This window comes from Bacillus sp. DU-106 (genome assembly GCF_004799705.1).
Taxonomy (GTDB): Bacteria; Bacillota; Bacilli; order Bacillales; family Bacillaceae_G; genus Bacillus_A; species Bacillus_A cereus.
On the sequence record NZ_CP026607.1, the window covers coordinates 2,485,402 to 2,504,526 of the forward strand.

Consider the following 19,125-nt stretch of genomic DNA (forward strand, 5'->3'; position numbering starts at 1 on the left):
TATAGAAAAGGGATGTATTTCGCTCTGCGAATATATTGTCTTTTTATATGATTTGTGCTGCCTCCTGTTCAGAACATGAAATAGGAGGCTTTTTTATGTCGACAAATGTAGTAACGAAACAAAACAATGGGGTATCACAAGTATTAAAAAATCGGTTTGTTCAAGGGATTTTAGCATCAGCATTATTTTTACAAATAGGAATATGGGTTCGAAACTTTGCGGTATTACTATATGTAATGGAAATGACAAAAGGTGATGCTTTTGCTATTTCTATGATTTCAGTTGCTGAATTCGCTCCAATTTTTATTTTTTCATTTATTGGCGGTACCTTTGCTGATAGGTGGAAGCCAAAGAAGACAATGATATGGTGTGAAACGTTAAGTTCCATTTCAGTATTCGCTGTATTAATTACGCTTATGTTTGGAACGTGGAAAATTGTGTTTTTTGTGACACTCATCTCTGCAATCCTTTCACAGTTTTCACAACCATCTGGAATGAAGTTGTTTAAACACCATTTATCAACGGAACAAATTCAATTAGCGATGTCTATATATCAAACGATATTTGCAATATTTATGGTATTAGGACCAATTCTAGGGACATTTATCTTTCATAGTTTTGGAATTTATATTTCAATCATCATAACAGGTATCTCGTTTTTACTTGCGGCAGTTGTATTGTTATTTCTTCCGAAAGATCTTGAAAACGACGTAGAAAAGAAAGATATTACTCTGCTGCAGGAGATGAAGGATGGTATTAAGTATGTCAAAAAGAAAAAAGCATTAACTTTGCTAGGGCTTTGCTTTATGGCTGCAGGACTAGGTATAGGATTAATTCAACCATTAGGTATATTTATTGTGACTGAGCAGCTAGGATTATCAAAAGAGAGTTTACAGTGGCTACTAACAGTAAATGGTGCGGGAATGATTGTTGGCGGAGCATTAGCAATGGTATTTGCGAAAAACGTTGCTCCGCAAAAGATGTTAATTATCGGTATGCTTGGTCAAGCAATTGGTATTGGCATTATAGGATATTCTACAAATTTATGGGTGACACTTACAGCTCAGCTTTTTAGTGGCTTAGCTCTTCCTTGTATCCAAATTGGTATTAATACGCTTATTATTCAAAATAGCGATACCGATTTTATAGGTCGTGTAAATGGTATTTTAAGTCCGCTATTTACCGGTTCAATGGTAGTAACGATGAGTATAGCTGGCTCATTAAAAGAGATGTTTTCATTAAGTATGATGTATGAAGGGACGGCTTTACTTTTTATAATTGGATTATTGTTTATTTTACCTATATACAATTTAAAGCCAGTAATAGCGGTAGAAAGTGAAATAAGTGGTAAAGGAAGTGCTGTACAAAATGAATCCTAATCCAAATATTAAATACCCTATTGAAGGAAATCAAAACGTTCAATTTATAAAAAATACAATAACAAAACCTAATATACTTGTTGGTGACTATTCTTATTATGATGCGAAAGATGGAGAAACATTTGAAAATCGAGTATTACATCATTATGAATTTCTTGGGGATCGCCTTACTATTGGAAAGTTTTGTTGTATTGCATCTGGAGTTAACTTTATTATGAACGGAGCGAATCATCGGATGGATGGATTTTCGGCATATCCATTTAATATCTTTGGAAATGGGTGGGAGAAGTATACACCTAGTTTGTCTGATTTACCTTACAAAGGCGATACAGTTATAGGAAATGACGTTTGGATTGGTATGGACACAACTATTATGCCCGGAATAAAAATAGGAGATGGTGCAATCATTGCAGCTAAATCTGTTGTGACTAGAGACGTCGCACCATATACAATTGTTGGTGGAAATCCAGCAAATAAAATAAAAGAGAGATTTTCAAATGAAATAATAGAAGAATTATTACAAATTCAATGGTGGCATTTTGACATTGAAAAAATAACTGAAAATATAGATGTGATTGTACGAGGAGATATTGAACCATTAAGAAAGCTAAAAAGGGAATAAAAAATGCATGACAAAGAGTATCATACCTCCGAATTTTGTTAATGATAATAGAACAAGGAGGTGTGATACTATGGCACAAGACGTTTTATGTGAAGTAAATAACTGTAAATTTTGGGCGAACGGTAATAAATGTAGTGCAGAGGCAATTTACGTAGTAAGTCATAAAGGTAAACATGCATCTACAACGGAAGAAACAGATTGCAAAACTTTCGATCCAGAAGTATAAATGTTTGAAGGGTAGCCAAATCGTGGTTGCCCTTTTATTAATTATAGTATTGATAATAAATATCATTTTCATTCATTGTTTTTAACTTTTCTTGTTATTTTTTCATATTTTTTTCATAAGTGATGTAATCCAACTCAATTCATGTTCAATTCGTGATTTACTAAATTCAATGACTTCAGTAATAAAAGATGAGGTAACATCTAGAGACTGAATAGCAGTAAGCTGATTATATAGTACGTTTTGACGTACAGTCAAAATCTCTTTTCTATCCTCATAGTCAAGTTTTTCAAATAGCGCAATACGAACAAGAAATTCTGTATTGTTTGTCGCAAGTTTTTCGGGAAACTCTCGTAACATTTCAGAAAAAATTTCTTCTCCTGTTTCTGTTATATCGTACATATTTCGGTTTGGTTTTCCGACTTGTTTATGTATTTTTTTCGTTATAGCACCCATATTTTCAAAGCGCCGAAGGGCAGGATAAAGCATGTTGTGATTTAATTCGAAATTTTCACCTAAACGATTTTGAACATTTTTTTTAATTTCATATCCATGTTTTGGTCCTGTCGTTAATTCTGCTAGTAGTAAAATGTCAACGTACATAAAAATCCCCCTTATATATTTCTCAAGTTCTCTAATGAAAAATCCCCTTTGGTATATGTTAAAATAACATATGATAGTTTATACAACTTTGGACTGCCGACCTATCACTTTTATTGTAAAAGAAAAGGGAGGAAAGAACTATGGCTTCACCTGAAAATGTTATTTTAGTTCATGAAATTTCAAAGCTGAAAACAAAAGAAGAATTATGGAATCCATATGAATGGTATCGTTTGATGAGGGATAATCACCCAGTTCATTATGATGAAGAGCAGGATGTATGGAATGTTTTTTTATATGATGATGTAAATCGTGTTTTATCAGATTATCGCTTATTTTCAAGTAGAAGGGAGCGCAGACAATTCTCAATCCCTCCTTTAGAAACTAGAATAAATATAAACTCTACAGATCCACCAGAACATCGCAATGTACGTTCCATTGTTTCTAAGGCATTTACTCCAAGAAGTTTAGAACAGTGGAAACCTCGAATACAGGCTATCGCAGATGAACTTGTACAACATATCGAAAAATGTAGTGAAGTTAATATCGTTGAACAGTTTGCTGCACCTTTACCTGTTACCGTTATTTCCGATTTATTAGGAGTCCCAACAACAGATCGTAAAAAAATGAAAGAATGGTCTGATATTTTATTTATGCCGTATAGTAAAGAAAAGTTTAATGATCTGGATGCCGAGAAAGGGATAGCATTACATGAATTCAAAGCATACCTTCTACCGATTGTTCAGGAAAAGAGATATCATTTAACCGATGATATCATTTCTGATTTAATTCGAGCTGAATATGAAGACGAAAGATTAACCGATGAAGAAATTGTAACCTTTTCATTAGGTTTACTAGCGGCTGGGAATGAAACCACTACAAATTTAATTATTAATAGCTTTTATTGCTTTTTAGTAGATTCACCTGGAATTTATGAAGAGTTAAGAAAAGAACCTAACTTAATTTTAAAAGCGATTGAGGAAGTATTACGCTATCGCTTTCCTGTTACATTGGCCCGGAGGATTACAGAGGATACAAATATATTTGGTCCTTTCATGAAAAAGAATCAGATGATTGTTGCGTGGGTTAGTGCAGCGAATTTAGATGAGAAAAAATTTTCACAAGCCTCTCAATTTAATGTACATCGAACAGGAAATGAAAAGCATTTAACCTTTGGGAAAGGTCCTCACTTTTGCTTAGGAGCACCACTTGCACGTTTAGAAGCTGAGATTGCATTAACTACCTTTATAAATGCTTTTGAAAAAATAGAGCTATCTCCATCTTTCTGTTTAGAAAAATGTATATTGGAAAATGAACAAACATTAAAATACTTACCTATTCGATTGAAAGCCAAATAAAAATCTTAACAAGGTGCATACATTTGCATCTTGTTTTTTTGTTTCTCAATTGTGAGTTTTCGGCAATTACCTTAATATGGAATTGTATAAAACGTAGAGGAGGATTCTTATGTTGACTTGTAATGGAAGTAAATCATTTCAAAAGTTTATTAAAGGTGTTACAAATCTTATGGAAAACGGTTTATTTGAAGAAGAAATAGTGTGTGGCATTGAAAAGTTACTAGAAGAACTTTTAGAAAAGAAAACATGGCTTCCGTTAGATAAACAGAAGGCCAATTTGACTCAATATGCACGACATTTATTGTATGAAGATCCGCTCAAACGTTTTGAAGTACTAGCTCTCGTATGGAAAGATGGACAATCTACACCTTTACATGACCATGACGGCACATGGGGAGTAGAAGGCGTTTTTTCAGGAAGGATTATGGTGAAGAACTTTATACAAACGAAACAACTTGGAAATTCACTTGTTTATTTAACACATACAGGAAATCTTTATTTGGGAGAAGGAGAAACAGATAAAGTAATTCCACCAGCGGATTGTCATATTCTTGAAATTAGCAAAAATGAAAGCGTTATTACGATTCATGTCTATGGAAAACGGCTAGAAAAGTTTAAAGTATATATCCCAACTGAAGAAAAAAATGTGTACATGTGTGAGACAAAATACATTAGTTATAATTCATAGTTTAAAATCCAAAGCTTTTTTAAAAAGAAAAGCTTTGGATTTTATTTTTAATTATTTCTTGACCTGAAACGCTTTTCATAAATTATAAATAAGAAGTACCTCACGAGGATTGTATGAAAACGATACCTAATAATTAATTAGAACTCGTGTATTTATAGAAAGTGGTGAAGAAATAATGAAATTAATCGCAATTGATTTAGATGGAACTCTTCTTTCGGGGAATAAAATGATAAGTAAAGAAAATGCAGAAGCAATTCGAACATGTCAAGAAGCTGGCCATGTTGTAGCAATTTGTACAGGACGTTCTATTGTTGACATTGAGCGATTATTGTTAGAAGTTAATTTAGAGTGTCCAATCATTGCGGAAAATGGGGCTCTTATATATAAAGATAAAAAAATGATGAAGAGATATCCAATTCAAAATATGCAGGCACTTGAAATTGTAGAATATCTTGAAGAGAATGGTTTATATTATCAGCTTTATACTGATAAAGGTGTGTATGTACCGGATTATGGAGTAGAGAGTGTACGTAATGAAATTGAGTATGTGAAGAATTCAAAAGAAAATTTCGACTTGAAAGAGTTAGAAACAATCGCAGCATTATATCTTGAGCATACAGCGTTTCATAGTGCGGAAAGTTGTAAACCAATTGTAGAAACAGATATACATGTGCATAAACTATTACCATTTTCTTATGATATTGAGAAATTAAAAAAACTAAAAGAAACATTTCTTCATAATACAGATTTAGCAATTACATCTTCATATTGGCACAATTTAGAGATTAATCATCGAGATGCTCAAAAAGGGAATGGATTATATACTTTAGCAGAACATCTTAATATTCCGGTTGAAAATACTGTAGCGATAGGTGATGGACTAAACGATGTTTCTATGATGGAAAAAGCGAACATATCAATTGCAATGGGGAATGCAGTAGAAGAAATAAAAGCAATGTGTAAATACGAAACGTTATCAAATGAAGAACATGGTGTGGCACATGCTTTATATAAATATGTAATGTAAATAAAAAAGAAAAAAGAATCCATTTGGATTCTTTTTTCTTTTTTATTAGGGGTAAGGTATTCTATGAGATTCATAGAAGCCTTATTACATTTTATTATATAGAATATATTGGAATAAATGTTTATATTTTTCATAAAAATTGTGAATATTTTATGAACTTTATACTTATTGCATGTTTATATCGCTATTAGTAACGTGTATGACTCTCGAGTAAAAATTCAGTGAATGTAAGAAGGAATTCAAGTTATCTAGATAATAAGTGAGGAATCAACGAAATATATACTAATTAAAGGTATATTCAGTATATATATTCTTTTCTTGTTTTAATTGAAAAATAAAATTTGTTCGAATAATTATTCTACAGCTATATACCTACACTAGCTTTCTTCGTATAATGGAGAAGTATGAATTTTAGATTTGTATTAATTTTACATATTGAGGTGAAAAAGGAATGAATTCGCGGCTAATGGAACTTATTGATGTGAGTACAATAGAAACCATGGCAGAACAATTTTATAAATTAACTAACATATCACATCAACTTCTTGATGCTGAAAAAGAGTGTGTTTTTTCATTCGGAATGAATGAGATAAAAAAGAGTAAACTTCCAAAGATTGAAATCCCCATTTTCTTATACAATCAACATTTAGGATCTTTTGTTGTATGGTCCAAAAAAAGTGAAATTTTCAGTTGTCAAAAATACTTTGAAATGCTCTCAAGTTTAATTTTAGATGGTGCAATAAAAGTATTTCAAAGTAAAAATACAACGTTGCTTTCTCGGAAAGAAGAGGAACTACATACGATTTTACAAAACATGCCTGTTATGGTCGATGCGCTTGATTATAATGGAGATTTTGTTTTGTGGAATCGAGAATGCGAAATTGTAACAGGTTATACCGCTGAAGAAATAATTGGAAATCCCAATGCACTGCAATTATTGTATCCTGATCATAATTATCGCCATCAAATACAAAAGAAATTTTTAACTTGTGGAAAAAATTTCAGAGATTGGGAAATGCACTTAACATGTAAAAATGGTGAAATCAAAACAATAATGTGGTCGAATATATCAGAACAGTTTCCTGTAACAGGATATAGTTATTGGGCTGTTGGTGTAGATATTACACATTTAAAAGCGATAGAAGAGCAGTTAAAACAACAAACATCTGAACTGGAATTAATTTTTAAAGCTTTACCAGATTTATGTTTCTTAACAGAAGATGATGGCACAATTATAGATTACAAGGCAGGATCTCCTACAAAGTTTTACGTACCCGCAGAAACTTTTATGGGAAAAAAGTTTTATGAAGTATTACCAACGTCAGTAGCACAGCAGTTTCAGGAAGCCATTAATCAAGTGAAGGAAAAAGGAACGAATGTAATTGTAGAATATCCACTCACACTTAATGGAAGTATTGATTTCTTTGAGGCTAGGTGCTTACCATTATTACATGATAAAATTATGATTATTGTACGCGACATTACAGAGCGAAAAAAGACAGAAGAATTGCTAAATAAATCAGATACGCTTGCAGCAATTGGTCAATTAGCAGCTGGCGTGGCTCATGAAGTAAGAAATCCTTTAACTGTAATTAAAGGTTTTATACAGTTATTCCAAATTAATAAAGAAGATCAAGAAAGATATTTTGATCTTATGCTTTCTGAAATTGAAAGGATAGAAGCAATCCTGCAAGAATTTCTATCAATCGCTAAAACAGATGAGATAAATACAGAAAAGAAAAATATTTATCGAATTTTTAAAAATGTCGTATCGTTAATGAATACAAAAGCAATTATGAAAAATATTCAAGTTGAACTATTTACGGATGACAAAGATATAATTATTGAATGCTCAGAAAATCAATTGAAACAAGTATTTATTAATATTTTGCAAAATTCAATCGAAGCTATGCCAAATGGTGGGGAAATTTCAATTCACATAAAAGAAATAAATGATGATGGTGTCATCATTCATGTAATAGATGAAGGAATAGGAATACCTGAAGAAAGAATTAAGAGATTAGGTGAACCTTTTTATAGTACGAAAGAAAAAGGGACTGGTATTGGATTAATGTTAAGTTATAAAATTATTGAAAGTCATCGAGGGACAATTAGTATCATGAGCGAGGTTGGTGTCGGGACAACAGTAACTATTTACTTACCGAAAGTACTAAGTAAACAATCTCTTTCTAATTGTGACGACAAATGTATAGCAATACGCACTAGTAGTAATTCTTAAATCAATTAATACCCAATAACAAAGCGATTAGTGAAAACTAAGCTTTTTGTTATTGGGTATTTTTTATATTTAATTTAGTAAACTTTACCTTTTCTTTACCTTTGTTTTAATTTCTATTAAGTTTTAAACATTATATTAATATTTGTACAAAGCAATGTATAGAAATTGTACATTACTTTTAATATAGAAATGTGATTATTATTTGAAATATTGTAAGGAGGAGATTATGACAAGGTGAAAAAGCAAGAGAAGAAAAGAGGTAGAGTAGTACCTCTCCGGTTAAATATTTTATTCCTTTGTGTATTTTTATTATTTTCTGGCATTATTATTCAGTTAGGGAAAGTGCAAATTTTTGATGGAGAAACATATAAAAATGAAGTAGAGAAGAGAGAAAATGCAACCGTGGGCCTTTCTGTACCACGTGGGAAAATATTTGATCGTGAAGGAAATCCAGTAGTTGATAATAAGTCTTTACGTACGATTACATATACAAAGGTGAAAGGTGTAAAACAAGAAGAAATATTAAAATCAGCAAGACAACTTGCAGATATTATTGAAATGCCACAAGAAGATATAGATAAGTTAACTGAGACTGATAAGAAAGACTTTTGGATGCAATTAAATCCAGAACTTGCTCAAGACTTAGTATCAAAAACAGAAATAGATAAGTTCCGAGATAAGGATATTACCGGAAAAGAGCTAGACAAAAAAATAGAAGATTTAAAAAGGAAACGCGTTACAGATAAAAATCTTCAAGAACTAACGGCTAAAGATATAGAAGTGTTAGCTATTAAAAGTAAAATGACCTCAGGTTTTCAAATGGCACCTCAAATTATTAAAAAGGACGTTAGTGAACAGGAATATGCGGTGATTAGTGAAAATTTAGCGAACCTTCCAGGAGTAGACGCATCAGTTGATTGGGAGAGAATCTATGTAAATGATGGATTATTCCGTTCTGTCCTTGGTAACGTTTCAAATGCTGATGAAGGATTGCCACGTGAACGATTAGATTATTATTTAGTGCGTGATTATAGCCGAAATGATAGGGTCGGCAAAAGTTATATCGAACAGCAATACGAAGATGTACTTCATGGTACAAAAAAAGAAGTAAGAAGCATTGCTGATAAACAAGGAAATACTATTAGAACGGAAACGGTTTCGGAAGGGAAAAGCGGTAAAAATTTAACTTTAACAATAGATATGGAATTGCAAAAAAAAGTAGAGGAGAGCATAGAAAAAATATTAAAACAATATAAAGGATCAGAATCAATGTTAGACCGTGCTTTCGTAGTAATGATGAATCCGAAAAATGGCCAAGTATTATCGATGGCTGGGAAAAGGCTTGTAGAAAAAGACGGGAAAATGGAAGTTGAAGATTATGCTTTAGGCACGCTGACAAGTTCATATGAGCTTGGATCAACGGTTAAAGGTGCGACAGTGTTAACAGGGTTTGAAACAAATGCAATAACTCCTGGAACACATTTTTATGATGCACCTATGAAATTTAAAGGAACTAAGGAAAAGAAGTCTTGGAAAAATTTTGGTGATATAGACGATCTAAGAGCGTTACAAGTTTCTTCAAACGTTTATATGTTTAATATAGCATTAAAAATTGCTGGCGTGGGTTATGTGAAAAATAGTTCACTAGATATTAAACAAGAATATTTTGATAAAATGAGGTATTATTTCAGGCAATTTGGACTAGGCGTACAAACTGGTATTGATTTACCAAATGAAACCGCAGGGCAAATTGGAAGAAAAGATAATCAGCCTGGTTTCTTATTAGATTATTCTATTGGACAATATGATACGTATACACCACTTCAGCTTGCACAATATATTTCGACTATCGCAAATGGAGGGTATCGAATGAAACCACAAATTGTTCAAGAGATTAGAGAACAAACCGTTCAAAAAGATGAGGTTGGTAAAGTAGTACAATCAATAGAACCCGTTGTTTTAAATAGAATCGATATGAAACAAGAATATATTAATCAAGTAAAAGAAGGATTTAGAAAAGTATTTCAAGAGGGAGATGGAACGGGAGTAAGAGCATTCCAAAAAGCACCATATAAACCAGCTGGTAAAACAGGGACCGCACAAACTGTATATGGTGGAGAAAATGAAATTGGGCGAAATGCGAAAGGTGATCGTAGAGAATGTTATAACTTAACATTGGCTGGATATGCGCCATATGATGATCCAGAAGTAGCATTTTCTGTTGTAGTACCATGGGTTGAAAATGATAAATCGGGCATTAACTCCGATATTGGAAAAGAAGTTTTAGATGCTTATTTTGATTTGAAAAATAAGAGATTAACTGGTGAAGCGCCAAAAACAGATGCCTCTAAAGAGAATTAAAATGTACGAAACGTCTCTAGCATTCCTGTAAACTAGAGGCGTTTTTATCTGGGAATAGATTAGAAATGGGGTATATATGAAGCTGTTTATTCTAAAATATTGGAGGAACATATGTAGCTACATATTCATTATAATAGGGGTTATTTTTATTAATAAGTCCTTTTTATTTTGTATGGTAGAAGGAATTTCGATGCAACCTACTTTGAATGAAAAAGATTATATACTTGTTAATAAGGTAAACGTCTGTTTATCGTCTTTTCATCATGGAGATGTTGTCATTATAAAAAAAGAAGACGCGCCTACTTACTATGTGAAACGAATTATTGGATTATCGGGGGATAACATACAACTAAAAGAGGATGAGGTATTTATTAACGGTAAAAAGCGTGATGAGTCGTATATACATTTAGATATGTCACAAGTATCCAATCGTTTTTCAAATTTTAGAGAAATAAAAGTTCCTACGCATAAATTATTTGTGTTAGGTGATAATCGTAATCATAGTAAAGATAGTAGGAATACACTTGGACTTATTGATGAATCAAATATAATAGGTAAAGTAGAAATGGTATTTTATCCATTTGATCATATAAAATGGATAAAATAATTCTATTAACGATTCACATTTTATAAAATAAATCATATATTGATAGCATAGGACAAGCAGAAACGCTTGTTCTAACCTCACAGAACACTCCTTATCACGGTTAGGCATCTACATAGGTAGATGCTTTTTTTATGTTGATGACTGAAAATTATTTATCAATATAATGTAGCAAGCATATTAGGACTATTAGGGGAAGATTACTTGTACAAATAACAGTATGCTTAATTAAAACAGTGAAATGTAAGGAGTGAGGAATAAGTGCTAAATATTTTAGTAGTTAATTTTCCAGCAGAGGGGCATGTAAACCCTACATTAAATTTAGTAAAAGCCTTTACTGAACGAGGCGATAACGTACATTATATTACAACGGCAAACTTTAAGGATAGAATTGAAGATTTAGGAGCTACTGTACATACTCATCCGGATCTATTAAAAGAGATTTCTATTGATGCTGAAACCTCATCTGGGTTAAATGCTTTCTTTCATGTGCATGTTCAAACTTCTTTATATATATTAGAAATTACGAAACAATTATATGAAAGTATAAATTTTGATTTCGTAATTTATGATATATTTGGCGCAGGAGAGTTAGTAAAGGAATATTTACAAGTTCCAGGTGTAGTGTCCTCACCTATATTTTTAATTCCGCCAGAATTTTTGAAGACATTACCTTTTCATCCAAATGCAGATATGCCATTTCAACCAGAGGAAATCTCTGAAAAATTACTAAATCAGATGGAACATAAATTTGGAGTAAAACCAAAGAATAATCTTCAATTTATGAATAATAAGGGTGATGTTTGTCTCGTATACACAAGTCGTTATTTCCAACCTAATAGCGAATCGTTCGGGGAAAATAACATTTTTATTGGACCGAGTATTTCAAAGCGTAAAACAAATATAAAGTTTCTACTGGAATCACTTAAAGAAAAGAAAGTTATTTATATTTCAATGGGAACACTGCTTGAAGGACTCGAACCATTCTTTAATACTTGTATTGATACTTTTTCAGATTTTGATGGGATAGTTGTAATGGCAATTGGTGATAGAAATGATATTTCTAAAATTAAGGAAGCACCAGATAATTTTATAATTGCTCCATACGTACCTCAATCAGAAATATTAAATGAAGCAGATGTTTTTATTACACATGGTGGTATGAATAGTGTACACGATGCCATTCATTATAATGTCCCATTTGTAATAATACCGCATGATAAAGATCAGCCAATGATAGCGCAAAGATTAACTGAGCTTGAAGCGGCACATAGACTATTGAAAGAACATGTTAATGTACACACTTTAAAAGAGGCCGTAACAGATGTACTTTCAAATGAAAAGTATAAATATGGTATAAGAAAACTTAATGATAGCTTTTTAGAATGTGGTGGTTCAAAAGAAGCGATTGCAGTTATTGAATCTCTTTTAAATAAAGTAAAACTTTAATTGGTGGGGCTTTACTGCCTGCAAATAGCGGGATAAATAGTCGTAACTGTATACAAGCATAGAGGTTCTCACCTTTATGCTTGTGTATTCTTATCCAGCAAATTGTACAGCAGTATTTGCATGTAAAAAAGCAGTATCAAAAACGGGAACAGTAAGATCATTTTGGGAGATGAGTAAAGGTATTTCAGTGCAGCCTAATAATATACCTTCAGCACCGTTTTGAATTAATAATTTTGTAATTTGTAATAACCTTTTTTTAGATGTTTCTGAAATGATCCCTCTACTTAATTCATCTAATATGACATGGTGGATAAAAGTTCTTTCCTCGTCATTTGGGATAATTGTCTCAATGTTATATTTCGCTAATCGTGATTTATAGAAATCTTGCTCCATCGTTTGTTTTGTTCCTAATAGTCCGATACGTTTTATATTCTGTTCTACCATTTCTTTAGCACTTACATCACCAATGTGAAGAAGCGGGATAGATATTGCTTGTTCTACCTCCTCGGCAAATAGATGTACAGTATTTGAACACATTAATAAACATTCAGCCCCAGATTTTTCAACTTTCTTTGCAACTGTAACTAGTTCATTTTTCACTTCTTCATATTGATGGTTTTGTAATAAAGTAGTTACTTCACCAAAGTCCATACTATATAAAATTAGCTTCGCATTTTGATCGTATTGAGAGAGTGTAAGTGTATTAATATGTTTATAGTATAATGATGTAGATTCCCAACTTAATCCTCCAATCAAACCAATAACTTTCATAATGCAGTCCTCCCGAAACGATTTTGAATTCATTATTTCATAATTCCGATAAGAATACAATGATTTAAATGTGCTATTTAATAAAAAATAAAAATAGTAAGAAAAGTGTTGAAATTTACATTCTTTAGTGCCATAATACGAATTACAAATTAATACTTATCCAGAGAGGTGGAGGGAACGGCCCTAAGAAACCTCAGCAACCCCTATGCAATTTTATAGGAAGGTGCTAATTCCGCAGAGGACACGATGTGTTTTTTGAAAGATAAGAGGATTCTTGAAAGTGAAAGAAAGTGACCTCTTATGTAAGAGGTCATTTTTTTGTTGTATAGAAAGGGAGTGTCGATGCATAATTCATTTTTAAATTAAATATAGAGTAATAAAAGTTGACTAATATGAGAGGGGAATTGTCATGAATAAATTATCAACAAAGTTAGTAGTAGCAATCGGTATTGGAGCAGCATTATACGGGATATTAGGACTTTGGGGATTTTCTATTGCACCGAATACATTTATTAAACCAGCATTAGCTATATTAACTGTTTTTGGAGCATTATTTGGTCCAGTGGCAGGACTGTTAATCGGACTTATCGGTCATACCGTAACAGATACGATTGCTGGATGGGGTATTTGGTGGGGATGGGTTATTAGTTCAGGAATTATTGGTTTTTCAATGGGGCTTATTCAAAAAAGAGTTGGTTTTAGTGTGAAAAACGGGTCGTTTAACAAGGGGGATATTTCTTATTTAGCAATTACTGGGCTAGTTGGTATTGTCATTGCTATTATATTTGCTGGGGCATTCGATATTATTGTGATGGGAGAACCATTTGACAAAATTGTTATACAAGTATTAGGAGCAACAATTTCCGATGTCATCGTTTTCTTAGTACTTGGATTGCCACTTACAATTGGTTTGGCGAAATCCAATAAGAAACATACACATTTAAAAATTGAAAAGTAGGGATGTTAACATGCAACCAATTATTTCGTTTGAACAATTCACCTTTCAATATGGGCATGCTGCGCAGCCTACTTTAAGTGATATTACCTTTCATATATACCCTGGGGAAAAAGTGCTAATTGCTGGACGAAGTGGTTCAGGAAAGTCGACATTAGCTCATTGTATAAATGGGCTAATCCCATTTTCTTACGAAGGGAATAGCACAGGTAACGTTTTAATTGCCGGTAAAGACCCAAGGGAAGGAAGTATTTTTGAACAAAGTAAACAGGTAGGAACAATTTTACAAGATCAAGATGCTCAATTTATTGGTCTGACAGTAGAAGAAGATGTAGCTTTTTATTTAGAAAATGAATGTGTAAAGCAAGATAACATGAAAAAGATTGTTTCGGACTCATTAAGAAAGGTGAAGATGCATACGTTTCATAAACAAAGTCCACATGAATTATCAGGAGGTCAAAAGCAAACAGTTTCTCTTGCTGGTTTATTAACAACAAATGCGGATATATTATTGTTCGATGAACCATTAGCGAACTTAGATCCACTAAGCGCCATACATACGATAGAACTTATGAAAGATATACATGAGCAGTATAATAAAACGATTGTTATTATCGAACATAGGATAGAAGAAATTTTAAAACTGGATTTAGACAAAGTTATATTAATTGATGAAGGTAAAGTCATTGCGATGGGAACACCAAAAGAAATCTTAGCGTCAAATATATTACCACGTATTGGCTTAAGAGAGCCTATTTACATCGAAGCATTAAAGAGATTACATTTTGATCGTAATAATGACGTAATATATCCAATGGAAAACCTTCAAAAAGAAAAGGTAAGCAACGTTATAAAAGAGTGGATGGAGAAACAAGTCATATTAGAAAGGAATGCTAAAAACAAGGAATTACTTAAAGTGGAGAATTTATCATTTTCATACCCTAATAAACAAAAAGTATTAGAAAATGTAAACCTTTTAATATATGAAGGAGAAATTGTGGCACTGTTAGGACATAATGGAGCAGGGAAATCAACATTAGCTCATAGTCTTATAGGTATAAACAAAATGAAAAATGGGAAAATTGCGTTAAAAGGTGAAGATATTAGTTCTTGGTCTATTCGTAAACGTGGGGAAATCATATCTTACGTGATGCAAAATCCAAATCATATGATTACACAGCCTACTGTTTTTGAAGAAGTTTCATTTACATTAACATTACATAATTTTTCTAAGGAAGAAATTAAGAATAAAGTAGAAGGGATTTTAAAAATTTGTGGCTTATATCCATTTCGTAATTGGCCAATTCAAGCACTAAGCTATGGGCAAAAAAAGAGACTAACAATCGCATCTGTATTAACAACAAATCCTAAGCTTATCATATTAGATGAACCGACAGCAGGACAAGATTATTATCATTATAAACAATTTATGTCGTTTATTAAAAACCTAGCTAAAAAGGGAATTTCATTTGTTGTTATCACTCACGATATGAATCTCGCGCTAGAATATACAGACCGTGCAGTAGTTCTACATGAAGGGAAAATTATTGCGGATAATACAGTGTTTGATGTATTAGGCAATCAAGAAACGTTACAAAGAGCCAACTTAAGAGAGAGTTCTTTAACCAAGTTTATTAAATTTAGTGGGATTGCATGTCCAGAAAAATTTATGGAGCTTTATTTAGACAGTAATAGGAGGGAGGAAGGTGCATAGTACATATTTTCATCGTATGGATGGGGTAGTGAAATTGTTTTTATTTATTTTTTGTATGACGCTTACTTTTTTGTTTTTTGATTTTCGGGTGTTGCTAATATTATTTATTATTGGGTGTATCGGACTCAGCATTGCTAAAATTCCATTTCGTAAAATTTTAATTGTTTTTAGTGTCATATTTACATTTAGTTTATTAAACTCTGTCATGATTTTATTTATTACACCAACTCATGGATCTGAATTAACTGAATCATATACCGCGTTTTTACATGTTGGATATGCAACGATTACATATGAAACATTATTTTATGCAGCTACACTTTCATTAAAGTATTTTACGTTATTACCATTTACACTTCTTTTTATTTACACGACAGATCCAAGCGAATTTGTAAGTAGCTTAAGTAAACTTGGTATTCATTATAAGATTACATATGCAATAAATATTGCACTACGTTATATTCCTGACATCCAGTCTGAGTATAAAATTATTAAACACGCGCAAGAAGCGAGAGGAGTGGCTTTTGAAAAAGGAGAAGCAAGTTTATGGGTTCGTATGAAGAACCGTGTTTTAATTTTCTGGCCACTAATCATTCATTCTCTAGAAAGAATAGATACGGTTTCAAATGCAATGGATTTAAGAGGATTTGGAAAGAAGGATAAACGTACATGGTTTTATACAAGTAAGGCGAAACGTGAAGATTTCATCGCTTTATTTGCCGGTATTTTCATATTTATTGTTGCGGTATATTTAAAATTAAACGTATTTCAAAACTTTTGGTATCCATTTTAAAGCACTCTTTAAACGAGTGCTTTTACTTATTTTTATGTAGACATGCTCAAAAAAGGGATATATACATAATGTATAATACGAACCAGTTTAAAATGATCAACTACCTATTAGTTTTCAAACCAAAAGGAGGAGAAAATATGAGTTACGGTGGTTCTTGTGGTTTTGGTGGAGGTTTCGCTTTACTAGTTGTGTTATTCATTCTATTAATAATTGTAGGATGCAGCTGCTGGGGCGGAGGATACTAATTTTTAATTAGTCTTCACAAATGTAAACTAAAAAAACATTGAAGATACTTATGTATCGAAACAAATAAAAAAGGAGCAACTATGCTCCTTTTTTATTTGTTTAAATGCGTATTCTCACTATATTTCGGGAACGTAATCGTTAAAGTCGTTCCTTTACTAACGATACTCCGGATCTTTAAACTTCCATGCATCGTCTCAATAATCTTAACAGCAACCATTGTACCTAAACCGGTTCCTTTTGTTTTTGTACTAAAATACGGTTCACCGAATCGATGTATTTGCTCCTGTGACATTCCAACTCCGCTATCTTCAATTCGTATTTCAACTTTACTATTATTGATAGATGAGGAAATATTTAAGGTACCACCATTAGGCATTGCTTCAATACTGTTTTTTATTAAGTTTAAAAAACATTGTTGAAAGTGCTGTTTATTACCAACAATGGTTGCCTCAGAAAAATCCTGTGTAATATGTATCGTATTCATATTACACAATGGCAATATCATATTAATAACTCGATTTAACTCTTGTTTTACTGAAATTTGATCTAATTTTTCTGGAGCAGGTTTGGCAAACGTTAAGTAATCATCGATAATTTCTTGGGCACGATTTAACTCTTCAAGTATATGTTTAATATATTCGTCTCTTGATTCAGGAGTTAAATTTGGTGTTTTTAAAAGCTGTGTAAATCCTTTTACAACCGTTAAGGGATTCCTTACTTCGTGCGATATACTTGCAGCGAGTTGGCTAACAATCTCCATTTTTTCCATTTTAATTAATTTTGAGCGCATTAATACAGCATCCTTTATAACTTCATTTATATAAACAATAAATAACATTAAAGTAGTCGGTAATACCATGAAATAAATAATATACAAATTATTCACTTCAAAATCTGATAAAGTTAATACAATTAAAGTTGTAAATATTGCTAGGAAAAAGGTTAAAAACATGGAAAAAGCTACTTTAAGTTTTCTATTATATGTATTAAATTTTGAAGATGCGAGTGCTGTAACGATGAACATTATTCCGTAAACAACGACTGTTAGCATATTAAATCCATAAAATATAAATCTTGTAATTAATAAAATTGTAAATAATATGATACCGACAGGGAATCCACCATAAAGCGTAGCTATTATGACCGGAATTTGTCTTAAATCATGAATACAACTTTCATCCATATAGATAGGGTATCGCATACATAAAATAAGCGGAATACTAGAACAAAGGGTAATCAGTAGTATTTTATATTTCTTTAAATAGTGCCGGCTATCATATATGAAATAAAAAACAAATATACTACATAAAATGTATAGAAGATTATTTAACACGTTTTGATTAATATAAACAAAGTCCATAATATTTGCCTCGTTATTCTGAATTTACTTAACATATGTATTATACATGATAACATATGTTAAAGTGAATAAACCTTGTTAATACAAGATTTGTTTGGCTTTTTGATATAAAATGCAAACATTCTGCAAACGTTAGCTATCCAAAGATATTTTCACCAAAATTTTTTACGCCTTCTTCCTGCATGCTCGGTAAAACATGAGAATAAATCTTAAGAGTTAATGAAATGTCTGTATAACCTAATCTCTCACTGATAATTTTAGGATTAACTCCTTGTTTCAATAGTATAGTTGCGTGTGTATGTCTTAAATTATGAGTTTTAATTTTTTTCACTGCTGCATTTTTTATTTCCTTATAAACCTTTTCCCTGAAAGCATTTCTGTATAACCCCCCACCCGATTTATTACAATTAATTAAATCCTAATCTTGATAAGCAGAACCCATTCATAATAAGAAACGTTTGGATGAGATTCTAAATAAATATAAAAATACTAAAGGGGAGTAAGGTATGAAAAAACAGGTGTTGCAAGAAAAGTGGACGAGCTAGGTCGTGTAGTAATTCCAGTAAGGGTTTACATTGATTTAGAAGAAGCTAACTTTATTTGAGATGAAAGAGATGTAATTCGTTTTCGTGAAATGTGGAGTCAATGTATGAGCTTGCTAAATATGGAATAAGCGTTAAGGACGTATCAAACGAAGGTTGCGCTCCTCGTAATAGAATAGGCTGATAAGTATTTA

At 32.0% G+C, this 19,125-nt stretch carries 17 protein-coding genes, 2 pseudogenes and 1 riboswitch; of the genes and pseudogenes, 15 read left to right on the forward strand and 4 right to left on the reverse strand.

Annotated elements, in window-relative coordinates; all coding sequences use genetic code 11:
• The first annotated feature begins 95 nt into the window (after positions 1–95).
• The 3 genes from C3Y97_RS12670 (at position 96) to C3Y97_RS12680 (ending at position 2,227) form a co-directional block, all read left to right on the forward strand.
• A complete protein-coding gene (locus C3Y97_RS12670) occupies positions 96–1,379 on the forward strand; it encodes an MFS transporter (protein ID WP_098212939.1) in 1,284 nt (427 codons plus the stop codon).
• Positions 1,369–2,001 (forward strand): Vat family streptogramin A O-acetyltransferase, encoded by a 633-nt coding sequence (locus C3Y97_RS12675; RefSeq protein WP_001069204.1) that lies wholly within the window; start codon positions 1,369–1,371, stop codon positions 1,999–2,001. Before C3Y97_RS12670 ends, C3Y97_RS12675 begins: the two co-directional genes overlap by 11 nt.
• A gap of 70 nt (positions 2,002–2,071) precedes the next feature.
• On the forward strand, positions 2,072–2,227 hold the full coding sequence (locus C3Y97_RS12680; RefSeq protein WP_000046095.1) for a DUF1540 domain-containing protein: 156 nt from the start codon (positions 2,072–2,074) through the stop codon (positions 2,225–2,227).
• Between the two features lie 102 nt (positions 2,228–2,329).
• On the opposite strand, the gene C3Y97_RS12685 is transcribed toward C3Y97_RS12680, so the two are convergent.
• Complete coding sequence (locus C3Y97_RS12685) at positions 2,330–2,827, reverse strand: PadR family transcriptional regulator (RefSeq protein ID WP_000289127.1); 498 nt, start codon at positions 2,825–2,827, stop codon at positions 2,330–2,332.
• Between the two features lie 140 nt (positions 2,828–2,967).
• On the opposite strand from C3Y97_RS12685, the gene C3Y97_RS12690 reads away from it, so the two are divergent.
• The 7 genes from C3Y97_RS12690 to C3Y97_RS12720 all read left to right on the forward strand — a co-directional run bounded on the left by C3Y97_RS12690 (position 2,968) and on the right by C3Y97_RS12720 (position 12,550).
• The gene (locus C3Y97_RS12690; RefSeq protein WP_078421450.1) at positions 2,968–4,182 is read left to right on the forward strand and encodes a cytochrome P450; all 1,215 of its coding nucleotides are present in this window, start codon (positions 2,968–2,970) and stop codon (positions 4,180–4,182) included.
• Positions 4,183–4,291: 109 nt separating this feature from the next.
• Entirely contained in the window at positions 4,292–4,870 is a 579-nt protein-coding gene (locus C3Y97_RS12695; RefSeq protein ID WP_000954442.1) for a cysteine dioxygenase family protein, read from the forward strand.
• Between the two features lie 175 nt (positions 4,871–5,045).
• Entirely contained in the window at positions 5,046–5,897 is an 852-nt protein-coding gene (locus C3Y97_RS12700) for a Cof-type HAD-IIB family hydrolase (protein WP_000766393.1), read from the forward strand.
• A 451-nt stretch (positions 5,898–6,348) separates the two neighbouring features.
• Positions 6,349–8,136, forward strand: a complete 1,788-nt coding sequence (locus tag C3Y97_RS12705; RefSeq protein WP_001088555.1) for an ATP-binding protein — start codon at positions 6,349–6,351, stop codon at positions 8,134–8,136.
• Positions 8,137–8,370: 234 nt separating this feature from the next.
• The gene (locus tag C3Y97_RS12710) at positions 8,371–10,497 is read left to right on the forward strand and encodes a peptidoglycan D,D-transpeptidase FtsI family protein (protein WP_136363427.1); all 2,127 of its coding nucleotides are present in this window, start codon (positions 8,371–8,373) and stop codon (positions 10,495–10,497) included.
• A gap of 76 nt (positions 10,498–10,573) precedes the next feature.
• The gene (gene lepB, locus C3Y97_RS12715) at positions 10,574–11,104 is read left to right on the forward strand and encodes a signal peptidase I (protein WP_033666239.1); all 531 of its coding nucleotides are present in this window, start codon (positions 10,574–10,576) and stop codon (positions 11,102–11,104) included.
• A 258-nt stretch (positions 11,105–11,362) separates the two neighbouring features.
• Positions 11,363–12,550 carry a macrolide family glycosyltransferase gene (locus C3Y97_RS12720; RefSeq protein ID WP_060852098.1) on the forward strand — a complete coding sequence of 396 codons (1,188 nt, stop codon included), beginning with the start codon at positions 11,363–11,365 and terminating at the stop codon, positions 12,548–12,550.
• A gap of 90 nt (positions 12,551–12,640) precedes the next feature.
• Here C3Y97_RS12720 and C3Y97_RS12725 read toward each other — a convergent pair whose 3' ends face one another.
• Entirely contained in the window at positions 12,641–13,321 is a 681-nt protein-coding gene (locus tag C3Y97_RS12725; protein WP_136363428.1) for an aspartate/glutamate racemase family protein, read from the reverse strand.
• Between the two features lie 153 nt (positions 13,322–13,474).
• A riboswitch (SAM riboswitch) is annotated at positions 13,475–13,590 on the forward strand.
• A 140-nt stretch (positions 13,591–13,730) separates the two neighbouring features.
• Here C3Y97_RS12725 and C3Y97_RS12730 point away from each other — a divergent pair.
• The 4 genes from C3Y97_RS12730 (at position 13,731) to C3Y97_RS12745 (ending at position 17,028) form a co-directional block, all read left to right on the forward strand.
• On the forward strand, positions 13,731–14,279 hold the full coding sequence (locus C3Y97_RS12730; protein ID WP_001038210.1) for an ECF-type riboflavin transporter substrate-binding protein: 549 nt from the start codon (positions 13,731–13,733) through the stop codon (positions 14,277–14,279).
• Between the two features lie 10 nt (positions 14,280–14,289).
• Complete coding sequence (locus C3Y97_RS12735) at positions 14,290–15,990, forward strand: ABC transporter ATP-binding protein (protein WP_136363429.1); 1,701 nt, start codon at positions 14,290–14,292, stop codon at positions 15,988–15,990.
• Entirely contained in the window at positions 15,983–16,783 is an 801-nt protein-coding gene (locus C3Y97_RS12740; protein ID WP_000556372.1) for an energy-coupling factor transporter transmembrane component T family protein, read from the forward strand. The genes C3Y97_RS12735 and C3Y97_RS12740 overlap by 8 nt, the downstream gene beginning before the upstream one ends.
• Before the next feature lie 137 nt (positions 16,784–16,920).
• The gene (locus C3Y97_RS12745; RefSeq protein ID WP_000120182.1) at positions 16,921–17,028 is read left to right on the forward strand and encodes a YjcZ family sporulation protein; all 108 of its coding nucleotides are present in this window, start codon (positions 16,921–16,923) and stop codon (positions 17,026–17,028) included.
• Positions 17,029–17,120: 92 nt separating this feature from the next.
• On the opposite strand, the gene C3Y97_RS12750 is transcribed toward C3Y97_RS12745, so the two are convergent.
• Complete coding sequence (locus C3Y97_RS12750; RefSeq protein WP_121868618.1) at positions 17,121–18,389, reverse strand: sensor histidine kinase; 1,269 nt, start codon at positions 18,387–18,389, stop codon at positions 17,121–17,123.
• Between the two features lie 136 nt (positions 18,390–18,525).
• Positions 18,526–18,807: pseudogene (locus C3Y97_RS12755) on the reverse strand (tyrosine-type recombinase/integrase); the annotation flags it as partial.
• 114 nt (positions 18,808–18,921) lie between these two features.
• Between C3Y97_RS12755 and C3Y97_RS28110 the strand changes: the two are divergent.
• Positions 18,922–19,110, forward strand: a pseudogene (locus tag C3Y97_RS28110) (hypothetical protein).
• Positions 19,111–19,125: the final 15 nt, after the last annotated feature.